General features: G+C 55.2%; 21 protein-coding genes. 19 read left to right on the top strand and 2 right to left on the bottom strand.

The genetic code is table 11. The features are described from left to right. Nucleotides 1–77: 77 nt before the first annotated feature. Complete coding sequence (locus L2W58_RS12570; RefSeq protein ID WP_338033093.1) at nt 78–644, top strand: sulfite exporter TauE/SafE family protein; 567 nt, start codon at nt 78–80, stop codon at nt 642–644. A gap of 61 nt (nt 645–705) precedes the next feature. Further along, the gene (locus L2W58_RS12575; RefSeq protein ID WP_236103764.1) at nt 706–1,758 is read left to right on the top strand and encodes a linear amide C-N hydrolase; all 1,053 of its coding nucleotides are present in this window, start codon (nt 706–708) and stop codon (nt 1,756–1,758) included. Nucleotides 1,759–1,876: 118 nt separating this feature from the next. Here L2W58_RS12575 and L2W58_RS12580 read toward each other — a convergent pair whose 3' ends face one another. After that, nucleotides 1,877–2,794 (bottom strand): AraC family transcriptional regulator, encoded by a 918-nt coding sequence (locus L2W58_RS12580; protein WP_236103765.1) that lies wholly within the window; start codon nt 2,792–2,794, stop codon nt 1,877–1,879. Nucleotides 2,795–3,062: 268 nt separating this feature from the next. Here L2W58_RS12580 and L2W58_RS12585 point away from each other — a divergent pair, with 268 nt between their 5' ends. The 5 genes from L2W58_RS12585 to L2W58_RS12605 are packed head-to-tail and all read left to right on the top strand — an operon-like array spanning nt 3,063 to nt 5,849. Then, the gene (locus L2W58_RS12585; protein ID WP_236103766.1) at nt 3,063–3,470 is read left to right on the top strand and encodes a cupin domain-containing protein; all 408 of its coding nucleotides are present in this window, start codon (nt 3,063–3,065) and stop codon (nt 3,468–3,470) included. 16 nt (nt 3,471–3,486) lie between these two features. Then, nucleotides 3,487–3,807: a carboxymuconolactone decarboxylase family protein gene (locus tag L2W58_RS12590; RefSeq protein ID WP_236103767.1), complete on the top strand. Its 321-nt coding sequence runs from the start codon at nt 3,487–3,489 to the stop codon at nt 3,805–3,807. 35 nt (nt 3,808–3,842) lie between these two features. After that, nucleotides 3,843–4,331, top strand: a complete 489-nt coding sequence (locus L2W58_RS12595) for a flavodoxin (RefSeq protein WP_236099145.1) — start codon at nt 3,843–3,845, stop codon at nt 4,329–4,331. A gap of 18 nt (nt 4,332–4,349) precedes the next feature. After that, the gene (locus tag L2W58_RS12600; RefSeq protein ID WP_236103768.1) at nt 4,350–4,964 is read left to right on the top strand and encodes a flavodoxin; all 615 of its coding nucleotides are present in this window, start codon (nt 4,350–4,352) and stop codon (nt 4,962–4,964) included. Between the two features lie 27 nt (nt 4,965–4,991). After that, nucleotides 4,992–5,849, top strand: a complete 858-nt coding sequence (locus L2W58_RS12605; RefSeq protein ID WP_236103769.1) for an aldo/keto reductase — start codon at nt 4,992–4,994, stop codon at nt 5,847–5,849. Between the two features lie 184 nt (nt 5,850–6,033). Here the strand turns inward: L2W58_RS12605 and L2W58_RS12610 are convergent, their stop codons facing one another. Continuing rightward, nucleotides 6,034–6,591, bottom strand: coding sequence for a flavodoxin family protein (locus tag L2W58_RS12610; RefSeq protein WP_236103770.1), 558 nt, complete (start codon nt 6,589–6,591; stop codon nt 6,034–6,036). Between the two features lie 98 nt (nt 6,592–6,689). Between L2W58_RS12610 and L2W58_RS12615 the strand changes: the two genes are divergently transcribed. From L2W58_RS12615 to L2W58_RS12670, 12 genes are all read left to right on the top strand, one after another. Then, nucleotides 6,690–7,619, top strand: coding sequence for a helix-turn-helix transcriptional regulator (locus tag L2W58_RS12615; RefSeq protein WP_236103771.1), 930 nt, complete (start codon nt 6,690–6,692; stop codon nt 7,617–7,619). Between the two features lie 118 nt (nt 7,620–7,737). Next, on the top strand, nt 7,738–7,887 hold the full coding sequence (locus L2W58_RS12620) for a hypothetical protein (RefSeq protein WP_156775076.1): 150 nt from the start codon (nt 7,738–7,740) through the stop codon (nt 7,885–7,887). 122 nt (nt 7,888–8,009) lie between these two features. Continuing rightward, the gene (gene aroF / locus L2W58_RS12625) at nt 8,010–9,050 is read left to right on the top strand and encodes a 3-deoxy-7-phosphoheptulonate synthase (RefSeq protein WP_236103772.1); all 1,041 of its coding nucleotides are present in this window, start codon (nt 8,010–8,012) and stop codon (nt 9,048–9,050) included. Then, nucleotides 9,026–9,895, top strand: a complete 870-nt coding sequence (locus tag L2W58_RS12630) for a prephenate dehydrogenase (RefSeq protein WP_236103773.1) — start codon at nt 9,026–9,028, stop codon at nt 9,893–9,895. Before aroF ends, L2W58_RS12630 begins: the two co-directional genes overlap by 25 nt. Then, a complete protein-coding gene (gene aroA, locus L2W58_RS12635; RefSeq protein ID WP_236103774.1) occupies nt 9,892–11,175 on the top strand; it encodes a 3-phosphoshikimate 1-carboxyvinyltransferase in 1,284 nt (427 codons plus the stop codon). Before L2W58_RS12630 ends, aroA begins: the two co-directional genes overlap by 4 nt. Before the next feature lie 8 nt (nt 11,176–11,183). Beyond that, nucleotides 11,184–12,353 (top strand): chorismate synthase, encoded by a 1,170-nt coding sequence (gene aroC, locus L2W58_RS12640; protein WP_255700554.1) that lies wholly within the window; start codon nt 11,184–11,186, stop codon nt 12,351–12,353. Next, nucleotides 12,346–13,908, top strand: coding sequence for a bifunctional shikimate kinase/3-dehydroquinate synthase (locus tag L2W58_RS12645; protein ID WP_236103775.1), 1,563 nt, complete (start codon nt 12,346–12,348; stop codon nt 13,906–13,908). The genes aroC and L2W58_RS12645 overlap by 8 nt, the downstream gene beginning before the upstream one ends. Before the next feature lie 79 nt (nt 13,909–13,987). After that, the gene (locus tag L2W58_RS12650; RefSeq protein WP_236103776.1) at nt 13,988–15,220 is read left to right on the top strand and encodes an HAD-IIA family hydrolase; all 1,233 of its coding nucleotides are present in this window, start codon (nt 13,988–13,990) and stop codon (nt 15,218–15,220) included. Nucleotides 15,221–15,574: 354 nt separating this feature from the next. Then, nucleotides 15,575–16,147, top strand: coding sequence for a restriction endonuclease subunit S (locus tag L2W58_RS12655; protein WP_236103777.1), 573 nt, complete (start codon nt 15,575–15,577; stop codon nt 16,145–16,147). Nucleotides 16,148–16,150: 3 nt separating this feature from the next. Beyond that, complete coding sequence (locus L2W58_RS12660; protein ID WP_236103778.1) at nt 16,151–17,752, top strand: type I restriction-modification system subunit M; 1,602 nt, start codon at nt 16,151–16,153, stop codon at nt 17,750–17,752. After that, nucleotides 17,752–18,063, top strand: a complete 312-nt coding sequence (locus tag L2W58_RS12665; protein WP_236103779.1) for a BRO family protein — start codon at nt 17,752–17,754, stop codon at nt 18,061–18,063. Before L2W58_RS12660 ends, L2W58_RS12665 begins: the two co-directional genes overlap by 1 nt. A 30-nt stretch (nt 18,064–18,093) precedes the next feature. Beyond that, entirely contained in the window at nt 18,094–19,401 is a 1,308-nt protein-coding gene (locus L2W58_RS12670) for a restriction endonuclease subunit S (protein ID WP_236103780.1), read from the top strand. Nucleotides 19,402–19,455 lie beyond the last annotated feature (54 nt).

The raw sequence follows: 19,455 nt of genomic DNA on the forward strand, positions 1-19,455 counted from the left end.
TTATGTCCCCCTCTTTCTGAGACCTATGATACAGCAGCCTGTTCTTGACCTTAACCTAGCAACTTACTCGGTGGTCCATTTTTCCGGGTCCACTATACTTTTCTCATCTTTTCAGCGGTTTCACCTTGAAAATAGTGTTTTCTTTGTTGTTGGTGGCTGCTGGAATCGTCATGCTATTCCCCGTTTCCGAACGCCGAGCCTCTTCCGAGGTCAAACGTTTGGGGGCTATCCGTATTCGATCTGGCGTGGAAGGGGAATTTTACGACGTGAATCTTTGGATTGCACTGCCTGTAGCCATATTGACCGGTTTCGCTTCCGGAATGGTCGGCGTGTCGGGAGGTTCTTTTTTGGTCCCTCTGATGGTTTTTGCCTGTGGGATCCCTATGCACACAGCGGTCGGAACGGCGTCGATCTTAATAGCTATAACCTCCTTTATGGGGTTTGCTGGTCATGCTGTTCAAGGCGATTTCAATGCCTCCTGGGCCGTTCCTCTGGCGGTGATCACCGCTCTTGGGGGGATTCTTGGCGGAAGAATGGCATTGAGTGCGAAGCCTAAACATCTTAAAAAACTTTTTGCCTATACGAACTGGCTTGCCGCTTTGTTCATGATCGTCAATGCGCTTCATACGAGAGGATCTATATAGTTTGGGTCGAACCAGAAGAGAGTGTATAATTTACGTAATATTCTAAGGGGAGGCGATACGTTTGCAGTTAAAACCGTTGTCATTTGTCGCTGTTTTTCTCGCGCTCCTGCTGGTTTTGGTCGGTTCGGCTTTCGGCTGTACCAGGGTGACCTACGTCGGTCCGGAGGACACGATCATAACCGGCCGTACCATGGATTGGGGGAGCGATATAGGGAGCAACCTTTGGATTTTTCCCCGAGGCATGGAGAGAGACGGCGCGGCCGGGCCGAATTCGATCGAGTGGAGCTCCCTCTACGGCAGCGTGGTGGCCTCCGCTTTCGACGCCGCTACTGTTGATGGAATGAACGAAAAAGGCTTGGTTGTTAATTTGCTCTATCTGGTGGAGTCGCAATATCCCAGGCCGAAAAAAGGCGATCCCAGAGCCCCCATCTCGATAGCGGCCTGGGCTCAGTACGTTCTGGATAGGTTCGCCACGGTGAAAGAGGCGGTGGAGGCCCTTAGCACCGAGCCATTTTACGTGGTATCCACCATGACCCCGGATGGACACGCCGGAAACGGCCATCTTGCCATATCGGATCCTTCCGGCGACTCGGCCATCTTCGAGTACCTCGAGGGGAAACTCGTGATCCACCACGGCGGAGAATATCGGGTCATGACCAACTCGCCTTCCTTCGACAAACAGCTGGCCCTCTGTGCTTACTGGCAGGAGATCGGCGGATTGACCATGCTCCCCGGGACCAACCGCGCCTCCGACCGATTCGTAAGGGCGGCCTTCTACATCGATGCCATACCCAAAACGTCGAACATAAGGACCGCTTTGGCGGGGGTGCTCGGGGTTATCAGAAACGCGTCGGTTCCCTTGGGAATATCCACCCCCGACAAGCCCAACATTTCCTCGACGTTGTGGCGTACTCTGGCGGATCATAAAAACAGAAGATACTACTTCGACGCAGTTCTCAGCCCGAGTCTGTTCTGGGTGGACCTGGACAAGTTGGACTTGGCGGAGGGGGCTCCGGTCCTTCATCTGCCGCTGAAGGATGTTGCACTGGGAGGCGAGGCCTCCGGTAATTTTGAAACTTCGGCGCCCTTCGAGTTTTTAGAAGCGCAGCCATGAAAAATATGCGGGGATCTTGATCTCGTACCGGGATCCCCGTTTTTTTCTTGAAATACTTAAGCTCCGATCTCTTCCCCTGACGTTCCTCTTGTTCCGTTTACTTCGAGTTCTCTGTCGTCTAAATCCCGATCATGTTTTTTACGTCCTGTGCCGGAGGGGCTCCGAAAAGCCGTTTGTACTCCCGGCTGAACTGTGAGGGGCTTTCGTATCCCACCTGAAACGCCGCCGTCGCTGCGTCCAGACGTTCGGTAAGCATCAACCGTCTCGCCTCGTTCAGCCGGAGCCTCTTCTGGAACTGGAGAGGGCTCATGGCCGTTACGGATCGAAAATGGTGATGAAAGGTGGATTGGCTCATGCCCGATCGGGAGGCCAGTTCGTCCATCTTGATTTGATCCGCGAAGTTTCTCCTTAGCCACTCTATCGTGCTGGCTATGCTGTGGCTGTGGTTTCCCGCCGTGACTATCCGTCTCAATTTGGGGCCTTGTTCACCGACAAGAAGCCGGTAGAATATCTCCCGTTTGACCATCGGGCCCAGCACCGGTAGATCCTCCGGTGATTTAAGCAAGTTCACCAATCGAAGAAAAGCCTCCAGCATGTTCGGAGTCGCCTCGCTGATCTCCATTCCCCTGTCCTGTCTCCTCGAGTTGGCGTGTTTCGAGTCGACCTCCATTATCAGTTGAGCGATAGTTTTTTTATCCAGCTCCAGGGTGAGTCCCAGGTATGGCTTTCCCTCGCTGGCCTCCAGAATCTGGGCTACGACAGGAAGATCCACAGAGGTTATCAAAAAATGTCTGTCGTCGTATATATAGCTTTCCTCTCCCAGAAAGATCCGCTTTCTTCCCTGGGCTATCAGGCATATGCTGGAGTCCATCGTATAGCTCAACGGTTCGGTAGGGGAGTTCCCCCTTATGAGAACCAGTCCGGCGATCTCCGTTTCCAGTCGAGGCCGTGTCCTGGTTCGCCTGTCGATCTCCATGGCTAAAGCCCTCTGTATAGTATCTATCCGATCATCGCAAGATCTCGCCGTATCGCTCATCCTTATTTTGTCCTCCCGTTTTCCCGAGTTCTTTCCGTCAAGATAGAACGCTCCGACCGAGAAATCAAGCTTTTCTCCGCCTTATCGCAGGATCAGGCAAGGAACGGACAGTATCTGTATATCGCCTATCTTTACCCCGGGTGTATAAATCCTTTTTAGAGATGAGACGGATATCACGACGGATCGCCGTTTTGGGCATGGCATATCGTGAGACAGTAGAGGCTTTTAATAGTAAATGGAGGTAGACGCAGATAAGGAGGGCCTGAATATGAACGAGATAGAGGATCTGTTTCCCAGAGGCGGGGAGAACGCCGCTTACGCCAAGTATTTTCTCGGAAAGAGTTATCTGAACATGCTTTCACTGGAGGGCGTGGTCATAGGGAACGTCACCTTCGAGCCAGGTTGCCGCAACAACTGGCACGTTCATCACTCTAAGTCCGGAGGAGGACAAATTCTGCTTTGTACCTCCGGTTACGGCTGGTATCAGGAGTGGGGAAAGCCCGCCAGGAAGCTGGCACCCGGTGATGTGGTGAACATACCGGCAGGCGTCAAGCACTGGCACGGAGCCGCCAAGGACAGCTGGTTCGCCCACGTGGCCGTCGAGGTGCCGGGGGAGGACTGCTCCAACGAATGGCTGGAGATCGTGGACGACGAGCAGTACGGAAAACTGGCCTAAAGGGAGGTACGGCAATATGGGCAAGGTGACCGCGGGAAGAGACGTATTGGGAGATTTCGCCCCTCAGTTTGCGGGATTCAACGACGACGTGCTCTTCGGAGAGGTGTGGTCCAGGGAGGATAAACTGACCCCCAGGGAGAGGAGCATCGTCACCGTGTCGGCTCTTCTGTCCAGCGGAATTTTGGACAGTTCCCTCAAGTTTCATATCCAGAAGGCGAAGGACAACGGTGTGACGAAAGAGGAGATGGTTGAGGTTCTTACCCAGCTGGCCTTCTACGCCGGTTGGCCCAAGGCGTGGGCGGCGTTCCGCATGGCCAAGGAAGTCTACTCCGAGTGATGGATAAAACGTTTTTGGGAATGGAGGTTGAAATCATGAACGAAAAGAAAGCTTTGGTGGCTTTCTTCTCGGCTACCGGCGTTACTGCGAAGATCGCGGAGAAGGTGGCGAAGGTGGTAGAAGGGGACCTTTTCGAGATCGTCCCGGCTGAACCTTACACTAAGGACGATCTGAACTGGCACGACGGTATGAGTCGCAGTTCCCTGGAGATGAACGATCGTTCCTCCAGGCCGGAGATCGCCCACATGGTTGATGGTATGGAGAGGTATGAAACGATTTTTATCGGTTTCCCCATTTGGTGGTACGTAGCTCCGAGGATAATACAGACCTTTTTGGAGAGCTACGATTTTTCCGGTAAGAAGATCTCGCTTTTCGCGACCTCCGGGATGAGCGGGATGGGAGATACGCAGGAGATTCTTCGTTTGTCCTGTCCCGGTGCGGCCACTTGGGGTGCCGGAAGAAGATTTAGTGAGTCTGCCTCGGAGAGCGAGATCAATCGATGGGTAGGCAAGTCGAGTTTCTAAACAAAGGGGGGGATTGCGATGAATAAAATGGCGTTTGTTTTGGTAGAGCTTTTGATGGTGTTTAGCCTTGCGACTTGCGGTAGCGCCTCGTCGTCCAGCCCTTCAACGTCGGAAAACCCTGCCACCGTAGACTCCGCCTCCTCGGAGGCCGGAAAGACGTTGGTAGTCTACTATTCTGCGACCGGAAACACGAAAAGAGTTGCGGGATTTATCGCGACGTCAACGGGTGCGGATCTCTTTGCGTTGAAACCGGCCGATCCCTACACGGAAGACGATCTGAACTATAGAGACAAGGGTAGTAGGGTGTCCAGAGAACATGATAACGAGCATGAAAGGGATGTAGAGCTTCTATCCGTATCTGTCGATGATTGGGATTCCTACGATACCGTGTTCATCGGCTATCCCCTCTGGTGGGGGATCGCAGCGTGGCCGATTGACGGCTTTATAGGAGCGAACGACTTTACCGGAAAAACGGTAATCCCGTTCTGCACTTCCGCCGCTTCCGGTCTGGGAGAGAGCGGCGAGCTCTTGAGAAAAGCCGCCGGAAACGGAAACTGGCTGGAGGGAAGACGTTTCTCCTCCGGGGTGAAAGAAGAAGAGATCCAGGCCTGGATTGAAGGATTGGGCTTGTAGAAAGATTGCTTTGCGAGGTGTTTAGCTATGATTTTTGAAGAGACTTACAGTTTATCCAACGGAGTGAAAATACCCAAACTGGGGTTGGGAACCTGGTTTATCCCCGACGATCAGGCTGCGGAGGCAGTCAGGCGGGCCGTCGAGCTGGGATATCGCCACATGGACACGGCTCAGGCCTACGAGAACGAGGCAGGTGTAGCAGCCGGTGTGAAGAGCTGTGGAATCGAGAGAGAGAAGCTTTTCGTCACCAGCAAGGTGGCGGCCGAGCATAAGACCTATGAGACCGCGGCTTCGTCCATCGACGAGACCCTTTCCAGGATGGGGTTGGATTATCTGGACATGATGATAATCCACAGCCCTCAGCCCTGGTACGAGTTTCGCGACGAAAGGCGGTATTACGAGGAGAACAAGGCCGTCTGGCGTGCCTTGGAGGACGCCTATCGATCCGGCAAGCTGAAGGCCATCGGCGTCTCCAACTTTCTAGTCGACGATCTGGAAAGCCTGCTGGCGGATTGCACCGTGAAGCCCATGGTCAATCAAATATTGGCCCACATCGGCAATACCCCCGAGGAACTGATGGCTTTCTGTGAAAAGAACGATATTTTGGTGGAGGCCTACTCTCCCATCGCTCACGGGGTGGCGCTTTGGAACCGGGAGCTGGTGGCGATGGCGGAAAAATACAGTGCCGCCGTTCCCCAGCTTTGCATCAAATACGTGTTGCAGCTGGGCACTGTCGCCCTTCCCAAGACGGCGAACCCAGCCCACATGGCGGACAACGCCAAGCTGGATTTTACCGTCTCCGACGAGGATATGGGAATCCTGAAGGGACTCGACATGAAGGATTACGGAGAGTTCAGCTTCACCCCTGTGTTCAGCGGCAAATAATAACCTAGGGTTTTAACCGAGGGGCAGCGTTTATAGGGGGTTTCGCTTGGCTGAGCTTAATGCTTTTGTCGAGCGAACTCCTTAGGGTTGAACGAGAAATTCTCCAGTTTTTAAAACTGGAGAATTTCTCGTCCTGTAGCTTTTTGCCGGTTCTCATAGAATTTTTTCACGATGGATAACGTTATTACCTCTTAGCTATCTTTATCTCGAAGTCCAGTCCCTGTAGGATCTCTCTAACGCTGTTTGCGACGATCTTGAGGTCGTTTAGGTTGGGCCTGTCGGATATGTCTCCCATCTTGCCCTTTTGGCTGCCTTCGTCCCATCCGTGGAACTTCCCAGGTGTGTACCATTCGTCCAGGACGAGAAATCCGACGTGCTCGAAGAACTGAGCCATGTATTTCCCGGCAACGTAGCCCTCTTTGATCCCTGTGTGTATGCCGCCGAAGGTGCAGAACACCACACCGAACTTTCCCGGTTTTCTAGGAGCTCCTATGGGCCTTGCTCCTCCTCTGTAACGGTCCATGGTGTTGCCGATGAACTTCTGGACCGGAAGAGGAGGTATCCATCGGTAGGATGGCGCTCCCATGAACACCAAGTCGTAATCGCAAAGCTCGACCTCTAGATTTTCCTCTATCTTCACTTTGTCCACTGGGATGTTCTTGTTCACCAGGACGGTCTCGATGGTGTCGGCCACCTTCTTCGTGTTGCCTCCCGCGCTCCAGTACAGTATCAGGCTTTTCATCCCGCATCACTCCGCTTTCTGTGGTATAAAATTGACATGAGAGGATCTCGACGGATCGGTTCCCTGTCCGATATTCCACCGTAAGATACGCTTATACGATGGGGTTGGCATGCAGCATATTGACGGCGACAGGGATTATTTTGATGTATGTGGAGGCCGCTATGGACGGCGAACTTGTAACTCTCTCCGATATGTCCTTTCCCGTCTCCGTGTTGGAACATGTGAAAATAGGAGGAGGTCCCCTGTTCGAGCCCCATTTTCACGGACATCACCTGCAGCTCTTTCGATTTTTAAGCGGAAGGGCCAGGATCTTCTGCGATCAGAGGGAGTACGAGATGGAATCCTCCGAAGTCCTGATAGTGAACAGGGGAGAACTGCACTATGGAGAGGGGCTTTCGGACGAGCTTCGTTATTTCGTCTTCAGAATCGACATAGATCTGCTGTCGTCCTACGGCATATTCCCCTGCGGGGAGAGGTATCTGAGCCCTTTGAGGAATGGGCTCGTGACCTTTCGACGAAGGCCCGGAGGCGACGGCATAAGGTGGCTTCTGGACTCTGTCGTGGAAAGATGCCGTAGGTGCGACGAGGGCTACGAACTGGGAGTTTTAGGGGGAGTTTTCGGTTTACTGGAGGAACTTTTTCGCTCTTGCGGAGTGATGTCCCTGGTCTCCAGCGACGTGGAAATCCTCATGAGGAAGAGGCAGGCTCTGTCGGCCGTTTTCGAATACGTAGAGAAGAACTATCGAGAGGGCGTCTCTCTGCCCGAGGCTGCCGATATCGCTCATATGTCGGTGGGACACCTCTGTCGTCTGTTCAGGAGAAGTACCGGGAGAACCTTCGTGGACTACGTCAACCGCATGAGGGTGGAGAAGGCGGCCGCTCTCCTGAGCCGGGAAGGTTGCAACGTCACAGAGGCGGCTATGTCCGTAGGGTTCGACGATGTGGGCTATTTCTCCCGTGTCTTTAAGAAATACATGACCCGCTCTCCGAGACAATTTATCGGAGATGACAGGCGTTATTTCCTATAAAGGGACTCCCTGTGAATCGGAAAATAGAAACTGCCCCTTGACAATTCTCCGTAAACCCGTAAAATGCATCGACAATACAGCACGATAAAATTATCCGACGACGAAAGGAGGAATACCCGTGACGGAACGAGCTAAGAACCAGCCGATAGTCTCCATCTCCATCGATAGTTCTTACTCCTATAGCTTTACCGACGGCCAGTGGCGCTATTACGCCAGTGGTCTCAGCTCGCATGGAAATCCGTCATCGGGACCTGCTGCCGTCGGGTAGACCCTCCACAGGAGGGGTATCGCAATAAAGGCAGGCTTAAAGGGCCGGAATCCGGATTTTTCATCCGGGCTCCGGCCCTTTTTTTATTCGATTTTTTAATTATCTGACGGGAGGTCACGAATATGATAGTCGTCCAAATGAACGAACGGAGTTCCAGTCTCGACATAGCCAGGGTCTGCGACCATCAGGAACGCAGAGGAATGCAGATAAGGGTGGTTCCGGGACGCAGGGGCAGCACCATAGTCTGCGAGGGACATTCCGAGACGGACCTGGAGCTTAAAAAACTTCCCTCCGTGAAGGCGGTTTCGCGGACGAACTGTTCCTATCCTCTGGCGAGCCTGGAGGTGTCGGGGCCTCAGGGTCCGGTCCAGATAGGTCGAGGGCTCTCCATAGGCGGCGGCTCCGTGGCGGTCATGGCAGGACCCTGTTCGGTGGAGAGCCGGGAGCAGCTTCTCGAGACCGCCAGAGGCGTGGCCTCCTCCGGGGCCTCTGTGCTCAGGGGAGGGGCCTTCAAGCCCCGTTCGAACCCCTATTCCTTCCAGGGACTGGGCAGTCAGGGAATAGATCTCCTTTTGGAGGCCAGGGAGGATACCGGGCTTCCCATAGTCACGGAGGTCATGTCGCCGGAGGACGTGGAGTGGCTGGCCCCTCAGGTGGACATCCTCCAGGTGGGAACCAGGAGCATGCAGAACTTCCCCTTGCTCAAGGCTTTGGGACGGGTGAACACTCCGGTACTCCTCAAGAGAGGGATGGCCTCCACCGTGGACGAGTGGCTTCAGGCGGCGGAGTACATACTGGCCGGAGGAAACTCCCGGGTGATCCTGTGCGAGAGGGGCATAAGAAGCTTCGACAAGAGTACCAGAAACACCCTGGATCTGAGTATAGTGCCTCTGGTCAAATCCCTGACCCACCTTCCCGTGGTGGTGGACCCGAGCCATGCCACCGGCAAGAGACATCTGGTCGCTCCCATGAGCCTGGCTGCCCTGGCCGCAGGAGCCGACGGCCTCATAGTGGAGGTCCACTCCCGACCTGAGGAGGCCCTCTGCGACGGCCCCCAGTCGCTGGACCTTCCCGCCTTCGACGGGCTGATGAACCGAATCTCCCGGCTGATGGAGGCTTTGGAGCCGGAGGAATCCGAATGGGGCTTGAAGGTCGCCATGTAGGGATCGTCGGACTGGGGCTTATGGGGGGCTCCCTGGCCGGGAGACTCACGTCCTGGGGGCGGTGCGCCTCGGTTGCTGCCTGGGATAGAGATTCCTCCGCCCTGGACCTTGGGGAAACAAGGGGACTCTTCACCTATAGGGCCCCCTCGTTGGAGAGGCTGACGGCACGATCCGAAGTCCTGATTCTGGCGGTCCCGGTGGAGCTCATGGTTCCCGTCTCCCTGTCGGCGGCCCCCTTCGGCGACGGACTGGAGGCGGTGCTGGACCTCTCCAGCGTGAGAGGAGACCTTCACCGGACCCTGGGGCGTATATGGGGCAAAAGGCACCTTGGCTTTCACCTGATGGCCGGCAAGGAGACCGGAGGGGTGGAAAACGCCTCGCCGGACCTGGCGGAGGGGGCCACGATCGCCCTCGTTCCGGGATCCGATGCCGACGATAAGGTGGTGTCCCTGGCGGAGGAGATGGCGGAGATCCTCGGGGCTTCGACCCTCTACATGGATCCGGACGAACACGACGAGACAGTTGCCTGGATCAGCCATCTTCCAATGGTCCTGGCCTCGGCACTGGCTCTCGGAGCCGGGGAGGCCATGGAGCGGCTTCCCGGGATTCCGGAGATGGCTGCTGGTGGTTTCAGGGATACCTCTCGAGTGGCGTCCGGACCTTCCTGGCTGACGGCCTCTGTCCTGGAACACAACGAAAAACTGGTGCCGGCTATTCGCCGGACCGTGAAGATTCTGGAGGCCTTTATCGACGCATCTCCCGAGGAAGCTCTTCGAGGGGCGGCTCGAGCGGCCCGATACAGGGAAGCCGTTTTGGCTGGCCCATCTAAGGAGGAAAAGAGATGACTAGATCCATAAACGGCACGGTAGAGGTGCCTGGAGATAAATCCATATCCCACAGGGTAGGTATACTGGGAGCTCTGTCCAGCCGGGGAATAGAGGTGACCAACTTCTCTTCCGGAGCGGACTGCGCCAGCACTCTGGACTGCGTGGAGAGGCTGGGCTGCTCGGTTGAGCGACAGGGAGACAGAGTGAAGGTCGCCAGAGGAGACGGTATAACCGAGGCGTCCCGTACGCTGGACGCAGGAAACTCCGGCACCACGGCCAGACTGCTCTGCGGCCTGCTGGCCGGGGTGCCAAGTACCTTCTCGGTGCTCACCGGCGACGACAGCCTGCAGCGTCGTCCCATGAGCAGAATCGTAGATCCCCTCAGGGTTCTGGGGGCCAGGATAGACGGTCGGGACGGAGGCAAGAGGCTGCCCCTGTCCATAAGGGGAACCAGGCTGACCGGAGGCCAGTACGTCCTGCCGGTGGCGAGCGCCCAGGTCAAGAGCGCCCTGTTGCTGGCGGGACTCTCCGCCCAGGGCAGCGTGACGGTCGTGGAGCCCCTGCCGACCAGGGACCACACGGAGATAATGCTGGAGCATCTGGGGGTTCCCATAAGGAGGGACGGAGACTCGGTCACGGTGTATCCCTTCGACGACCTTCCCGGAGGATCCTGGAGGGTGCCGGGAGACTTCTCCTCAGCGGCCTTCTGGATCGTGGCGGCCGCTATATGCTCCGACTCGTCGGTCCGGCTCTCCGGAGTGGGATTGAACCCCACCAGGACGGGACTTCTGGAGGTCCTTAGGTCCATGGGGCTGGACTGCTCTGTCGAGAACGAGAGCGCCCAGGGAGGCGAGCCGGTCGGGGACCTGATCGTCAGAAGCTCCTCTCTTCGTTCCGTATCGGTAGGGTCCGACATGGTTCCGTCCATGGTCGACGAACTGCCGGTGTTGGCCGTGGCAGCCACCCAGGCGGAGGGAACCACCGAGATAAGGGGAGCGGGAGAGCTCCGGGTAAAGGAGTGCGACCGCATCGCCGCAGTGGCCGAGGGACTGAGGGCCATGGGAGCTGACATAACCGAGCACGACGACGGCTGGACCATCCCGGGATCCCAGAGGCTCCGCGGTGCCACCGTGGACAGCAGAGGGGATCACCGTATCGCCATGGCCATGGCCGTGGCGGGGCTGGCGGCTGACGGACCGGTGGAGATACTGGGCTCCGACTGCGTCTCCATCTCCTACCCCGAGTTCTTCTCCCAGCTGGAGGAACTCTCCGACGACCTCGTGCCGACGAGAGGCTGACCGGGACCATGGCTATCCGTTTTCTCACAGGAGGCGAGTCCCACGGAAGAGGCCTCGTCACCATCGTAGAGGGACTTCCGTCCGGACTGGAGCTGCCCAGGGATCTGCTGGAGTCCGAGCTGACCAGAAGGCGCAGAGGATGGGGAAGAGGCCCCAGGATGGCCATAGAGAGGGACCGTCTGGAGGTGTGGAGCGGCCTGAGAGACGGAGTGACCACCGGGGCGCCTCTGTCTATCTGTCTGGAGAACACAGAGTGGGAGTCCTGGAGAGGCGCTCTGGATCCCCACAAGGTGGATCCGGAGAAGGCGGAGGATAGGCGAATCGACTGTCCCAGACCGGGCCACTCGGACCTGGTCGGAGGTATCAAGTACGGACACTCGGACATGAGGAACGTGCTGGAGCGCTCCAGCGCCAGGTCCACCGCCGCCTTGACCCTGGCCGGGACCGTCGCCCGGGCTCTTCTCGATAGGCTCGGGATAACAGTCAGGGGTGCGGTCACGTCCATCGGTGGGGTCGCCATAGAGGATCCACTGTCGGAGGAGGAGTGGACCAGGGCGGAGACCTCCGATCTCGGCTGTCCCAGGGAGGCGGACGAGAAAGCCCTGATATCCCGGATCTCCAAGGCTAAGGAGGAGGGAGACTCTCTGGGAGGGACTTTCCTGGTGTCCCTTCGGGGCATGCCCGTAGGGGTCGGGTCCTACGTGGAGTGGGATCGGCGTCTGGACGGCAGGCTGGCCGGGGCGGTTATGTCCATACCTGCCATAAAGGGAGTGGAGATAGGCGGAGGGTTCAACCTTGCGGCGCTCCCCGGCAGTCTGGTTCACGACGAAATCGCCGTCGAGGACGGAGAGATAATCCGCCTATCGAACAGAGCCGGCGGCCTCGAGGGAGGTATGACCAACGGCCAGGACGTTTTGATACGGGCGGCGATGAAGCCCATCCCCACCATGAGAAAGCCTCTGAGGTCGGTGGACCTGGCCAGAGGAGAGAACACAACGGCCCATTTCGAGAGGAGCGATAGCTGCGCGGTTTCCGCCGCCTGCGTAGTGGGAGAGGCCATGGTGGCCTGGGTGGCCGCCTCGGCCCTCACGGAAAGGTTCGGAGGAGACGTTATGGAGGACCTGGAGCGTAGGGTCTCGGAACTCCGTCTGGAGACAGGGAGGGATCGTCGTGGGTAGAGGAGAGTTGGTTTTTCTCGGAGGGTTCATGGGATCCGGAAAGACCTCGGTGGGGCAAAGACTTGCCGAGGCGGTGGGGCTCCCCTTCGTCGACCTGGACAAGGCCATAGAGCTGAGGGCCGGAGCCTCCGTGGCGGAGATATTCGCCTCTCAGGGGGAGGAAGGCTTCCGCAGGCTGGAGGCCCAGTCGCTTAGAGAGATATCGGACCTGGAGCGATGCATAGTAGCCCTGGGCGGCGGTGCCCTGAAGGACCCCAAGGGGCGGGAGCTCATCCGCAAGAAGGGCAGACTTGTTATATTGGACGCCTCGGCGGATACGGTAAAAAACAGGGTGGCGGCCCAGCCGGGACAGAGGCCTCTTCTGAAGATGGAGAACCTTGAGGACCTCTGGGAGAGGCGGCGCCCCCTTTACAGCGACGGCGACCTGAGAGTTGAGACGGATCATCTTAACGTATCTCAGGTGGCGGAGGCGGTCCGGGAGGGGCTATCACTTCCGTTGAGGGGCGACTGCGATCAGAGGATCCTCGGGGACGAGAGGACCGGCCTGGTGGTGGTAGGCCAGGGAGTTCTGTCGAGACTTCCGGAGCTTCTCGGCCGGACCGACACCTACGTGGTGGCCGACTCCATGACGGGACCTCTCTTCGAGCCGGTGGTAGGCCAGACCCGAGGACGTTCGGTGCTTCCAAGAGGCGAGGACGCCAAGACCATGGATGTGGTGGAAGGACTGTATGACGACTTTCTCTCCGTCGGCATGGACCGGGGCGACGTGGTGCTGGCCCTGGGCGGCGGCTGCGTGGGAGACGTGGCAGGATTTGCCGCCGCAACCTGGATGAGGGGCATAGAGCTCGTCCAGTGTCCCACCACCCTTCTGGCCCAGGTGGACAGCTCCATAGGAGGCAAGGTCGGGGTGAACCTGCCTCAGGGCAAGAACCTCGTCGGAGCCTTCCATCGTCCGAAAATAGTCCTTTCCGACGTGAACTGTCTTACCTCCCTTTCCTGGAAGGACTACCGCCAGGGACTGGGAGAGGTGGTCAAATACGGCCTCGGAGAGGACCCCGAGCTTTTCGACCTTCTGGAGAGAAACGTCGAAGGCCTTCTGCGGCGCGACCCCGGTTTGCTGGTGGAGGTTGTGGCCCGGTGTGCCTCCATAAAACTCGACCTGGTTTCCCGGGACGAGAGGGAGCACGACGTCAGGACCAGACTCAACCTGGGACACACTGTGGCCCATGGTCTGGAGGCGGCTTCGGGATACCGCGACTGGAGCCACGGAGACGCCGTGGCCGTAGGAATGGTCGTGGCGACCGAGCTCTCCTGTAGGCTGGGCGAGTGCGACAGACACAGGTTGGACGGGCTCAACCGGCTTCTGACGGATCTGAGGCTTCCCCGCCGTCCCGATCGCCCCTGGTCCGATCTGGAGTGCCATATCGCAAGAGACAAGAAGTTCAGAAAAGGCAGCCCCAGGCTGGTTCTTCCCAGAAGCGGCGAGGTCTCCTTCGTATGGGAGGGTCCCATAGAAGAGCTGAGAAGAGCCTACGATGAGGTCTACAGATCCTAGGTCTTCTGGCAAACTTACCGCCTCCGTTGTATCATGATGACCTTGCATATGCAGTTAGTCATCGAAGGAAGTGGTTTTTATGATAGCCGATAGATACGACGCTTTTTTTCTCGACCTTGACGGGGTCGTATACGTGGGAGATCGTCAGACCGACGGTGCCGCCTCTGCTCTGGACAGGCTCCGTTCCATGGGCAAGAACGTCCGGTTTCTCACCAATAACCCCACCGACGGAAGCGATATAGTCTGCCGGTTGAAGGAGTTGGGGATAGAGGCGAAGGAGGAAGAGGTGATCACCTCCGGAACCGCCACCGCCAAAGTGCTGGCCGACAGGGGCATCGGCCCTGTGTGGGTGCTGGGCCACGGCGGACTGAGAAAGGCCATAACCGACGCGGGGCTGTCTCTGACGGAGGCTCCTCCATGCGAGGCGGTCGTGGTGGGATGGGACGACGACGTCACCTTGGGACAGATCCGACAGGCTGCTCTGGCGATCCGACAGGGGGCTCTCTTCGTCGCCACCAACGAGGACCCCACCTATCCCAGTTCGGAGGGAGTCCTCTCCGGGGTTGGGGTGGTGGTGGACGCACTCATCGCCGGAAGCGGAACCAGACCCCTCTCGGTGGGCAAGCCCTGGACCGCCATGTTCGAGCAGGCCAGGAGGACCCTGGCTCCGGGAAAACGTGCCGTCATGATCGGCGATACCCCTTACGTGGACGTCCTGGGAGCTCACAGGTCCGGTATAGACGCTATACTGATGGGGTCTGCCGAGACCTATCCCGGCAAGTTGGACTTTAGAAATCCGGATGGACGGATAGACGGATTGGGTGACCTGTTCGACGACTCGATTTCCATGGGAGCCTGGGACTCTCCCACCTATCCTTGGCCCGAGTCGGTTGAGCCGGGAGTGGCAGGGGTGGTGCTGGACGAATCGGGCAGAGTCCTTCTGATGCGCCGCTCCGATAACGGACGATGGGGCATCCCCTCGGGACACGTCGAGCCCGGCGAGACCGTGCAGACCGCCGTGGTCAGGGAGATCCGTGAGGAGACGGGGCTAGAGGTGGAGGTCGAGGAGCTGATAGGGCTCTACTCCGATCCGGTGTCGCAGGTGATTACCTATCCGGATAGTCGCATCTGCCATTTCGTGACCAGCTGTTTTCTCTGTCGAATAAGAGGTGGCTCTCTGATCACCTCCGGTCCCGAGACACTGGATGCCGGTTTCTTCGATCCCCATGCCCTGCCGGAGCCTCTGATGTCCATGCATCCCAGATGGCTGGCCGACGCTTTGGCCCCTTCCGGAAGACCTTTCGTGAGATAAAGAGTAGGAGACCTGCCGAACTACGATGTCCGTTTTCAGTCTATTAACATATCGACGGTCTACACCTCGCCAGATGGCGGGGTGTTTTTTATTCTGTTATTTGTTCTCCTAAATTTTTTTGAGTTTCATTCTTTTGCAACGTCAAGCTCGATGGTGAAGTGAAAACACCCAAGAGAGTTAAATAAATCTTGAACTGAGTGCGATTGGAACAGACTGGAAGGAAGTGGCGTGTATACACCAAGTACAGGGTCTCGAAACGCAGAAACGTTATTTCTGTAAAATAAGCTTGACAAGGTGCGTCTTTCTTTGTATTATTCACAGTAACGACATTACTGCGAATTGAGGTGTTCGGGCTTGAAGATAAAAAAACTGGCAGTTGTGCAGATGGGCTATTCATTTCGATCCCGTCTCGATGCGGTTGAGGGTGGGGGCGTCTCGGTTATACAGATGAAGGATCTTCTCGACAATCACACCGTTTGCTGTGACGACTTGATAAAAATCGATATGGAGACCGTTAAGGAGCGCCATTTTGCTAAAAAGGGAGATCTGATTTTTAGGTCGCGAGGCAACTTAACAACGACTGCAATTCTGCTCGATGATCCTGGCGATGCCGTTGTCGCTGCTCCTTTGTTAAGAATAAGGATTGCAAAACCCGAAATGGTTTTGCCCGAGTATCTGAATTGGTATGTTCGTCAAAGGGATGCTCAGATTTTTCTGTCCAGCAGGGCAGAGGGTACGGTTATGAAAATGATTGGCAAGCAGGCAATCGAAGATCTGGAAGTAGTGTTGCCCAGTCTGGAAAGACAGAAAAACATCGTAGAGCTGGCTGCCTTGGCAGCCCGTGAAGAAACCTTGCTTCATCGGTTGGCCGATAAGCGAGAGGGATATATTGCGTCGATATTGATGAGGTTTGCGAAGGGAGAATGAGATATGAACAATAAAATCGATCAAAAGGACATCAACAATGCAGCATGGGCGGCATGCGATACATTCAGAGGGGTTGTCGATCCGGCGCAGTACAAGGACTATATCCTCGTGATGCTGTTTTTGAAATATATCTCCGATGCGTGGCAGGATCACTACGAAGAATATCAGAAACAGTATGGTGACGATGATGCCCGTATTCGCCGTAAGCTGGAGCGTGAGCGCTTTGTCCTTCCAGATATCAGGCTGACGGAAAAAAATGAAGCGACCGGCGAAGAGACGGTTCTCGACGAGTTCCCGGCCACTTACTATAGCCTGTACGACCGGAGATCCGCCCCTAATATCGGCGAACTGATCAACATCGTTCTCGATCATATAGAAGAAAGCAACAAAAGTAAGCTTGAGGGGGTCTTCCGCAATATCGACTTTAACAGCGAGGCGAACCTCGGTAAAACCAAGGATCGTAACCGTCGTCTGAAACAATTGCTTGAGGATTTTCACAAGCCCCAGCTCGACATGCGCCCTAGCAGGGTTTCTGAGGATGTGATCGGCAGCACCTATATCTACCTGATCGAACGTTTCGCCTCCGACTCCGGTAAAAAGGCTGGGGAGTTCTTTACCCCCCTGAAGGTTACCGAATTGGTCGCTAGGCTGGCTGGTCCGAAATCAGGCGACCGAATCTGTGATCCTGCGTGCGGTTCCGGGGGGCTCTTGATTCAGGCGGCTCAAGAGGTATCTCGCAACGCTGAAAGTGTTCAAGAAAAGCGTAACTTTGCCCTCTTTGGACAGGAGTCTAACGGCAGCACTTGGGCTTTATGCCGGATGAATATGTTCCTGCATAGCTTTGATAGCGCTCGTATTGAGTGGTGCGATACCCTAAACAGTCCATTGTTTGTGGAGAACGATCGACTAATGAAATTCGATTGCGTGGTAGCCAATCCGCCCTTCTCGTTGGATAAGTGGGGCGCAGAAAACGCCGAAAGCGATCAATACAACCGTTTCTGGCGTGGTGTTCCACCTAAGAGCAAAGGTGACTGGGCCTTTATCAGCCATATGGTGGAAACCGCTCTCGAAAAACAGGGGCGAGTCGCTGTGGTGGTCCCCCATGGAGTTCTGTTTCGAGGCTCAGCCGAAGGCCGTATCCGTAGAAAAATGATCGAGGAAAATCTGTTGGATGCGGTGATCGGCCTGCCGGGGAACCTGTTTCCGACAACCAATATCCCGGTGGCAATTCTGCTCTTCGATCGCTCTCGTGAAAAAGGTGGCCCGCGAGAGGAGTGTAAAAACGTCCTTTTTGTGGATGCCAGCCGGGAGTTTGTCTCCGGTAAAAACCAAAACACCCTTTCGGAAGAGCATTTGGACAGAATCATGAGGAGCTACGTCACACGGAACGAGGAAGAAAAATACGCCCATGTCGCCGATTTCGCCGAGATCAAGGAAAACGACTTCAACCTCAACATCCCTCGTTATGTGGACACTTTTGAAGAGGAAGAAGAAATCGACATCGATGCGGTGCAGGCGGAAATTGAAGAGCTGGAAAGAGAATTGGCAGCGGTACGGGTGGAGATGGCAGCTAAGTTACAACAAATAAACAGGGAGAGTAACTAGTGGATAAAAATACCCTTATACGGTTGACAAATTCTTTTGATGCAATCGTTCAGCATATCTCGGACTCAGATATCGAATTCTGGTATGCAAGAGATCTCCAGGAAATACTGGCCTATACGGAATGGCGAAATTTTCTTAAGGTTGTTGGCAAGGCGAAGGAAGCAGCTGAAAACTCAGGTGCGATAGCTCAAAACCATTTTGTTGATGTCAACAAAATGGTCAAGATTGGCTCTGGTGTCGAGCGTCCGAAGTCTCAAGGTGTTTCAGGCATGTTGATCCCCTGGAAGAGTATGTTGAGGTGGTGCAGGTGAAAATGGTTGATAGGCTCAAGGAGATTCGATATGAATCAAGAACTTAAGATCCCCTGTGGATGGCTAACGGAAAGATTGTCATCTTTGATTAAGAGTATGGATGCAGGAGTAAGTGTTAAATCCGAAGACCGAGTAGCTGGCTTGGGGGAATATGGCGTACTAAAAACTAGTGCAGTGACAAAAGGATTCTTTGATATTAACGAAAACAAGGCTATTTTAATCTCAGAATTAAATAGAGCAAGGGTGTCACCGATTTGTGGTTGTGTGATTATGAGCAGGATGAATACTGCTGCTCTTGTGGGAACGAGTGCTTATGTTCCACACACTATAGATAATTTGTTTCTTCCTGATCGGCTTTGGTTACTTACAGCAAAAGAAGAACGAGTTAATATGAAATGGCTTGCATTTGTCCTGGGATCTCCAAAATATCGTTTAAAATTATCCTCTTTTGCTACGGGAACTAGCAATAGCATGAAGAATATTACAAAGAGGGATGTCGCTTCCCTACAAATTCTTCTTCCTCCAGTCCCCGAGCAGAGAGCCATCGCCGATCTGTTGTCCACCTGGGATAAGGCCATTGAGAAAACCGAACGGCTAGTTCAGATAAAAGAAAAGCAGTTAAGACAGATGTCGAGGTGGCTGCTTTTTGGTCACAAACGGCTGCTCAATCAAAAGAACGAGTTGGCTTATGGACATTCCTTTAAATACCCATCTGACTGGGCGTTGGCCAAAATTGGGAAAGTCGCAAAGGAAGTTTCTGTACGCAACGGGGAGTCCGAAGAGATTGTGCTATCATGCTCAAAATATGATGGATTTGTTAATTCAGTGGACTACTTCGGGAAACAAGTCTTCAGCAGTGATACATCCAACTACAAGGTTGTCAAAAAAGGACAGTTTGGCTATCCCTCAAATCATGTTGAAGAGGGTTCAATAGGCCTTCTTGAACACTGCGAAAAAGGCATTGTCAGTCCGATCTACGTTGTATTTGAAGCCTCAAAAGAAAAGGTCCATTCACCTTATTTGTACAAGCTGCTTAAGACGGACATTTATCGTCACATTTTCCAAGTCAGCACAAGTTCATCGGTTGACCGCCGAGGTAGTCTCCGCTGGGGTGATTTCTCAAAAATCAAGGTGTTGATTCCATCGCTTGAGGAACAACAGGAAATTTCAGAGACACTGTCTTTGGCCCAGGATGAAATCGACCTGTTGAAACAGCTCGCAGAAAGATACAAAACTCAGAAACACGGTCTGATGCAGAAGATACTTACCGGGAAATGGCGGATAGAGTCGGAACTTTATAGTGGACCCGGAAAAATGGACCACCGAGTAAGTTGCTAGGTTAAGGTCAAGAACAGGCTGCTGTATCATAGGTCTCAGAAAGAGGGGGACATA

Origin of the sequence: Dethiosulfovibrio faecalis, from assembly GCF_021568795.1 — a bacterium.
Taxonomy (GTDB): Bacteria; Synergistota; Synergistia; order Synergistales; family Dethiosulfovibrionaceae; genus Dethiosulfovibrio; species Dethiosulfovibrio faecalis.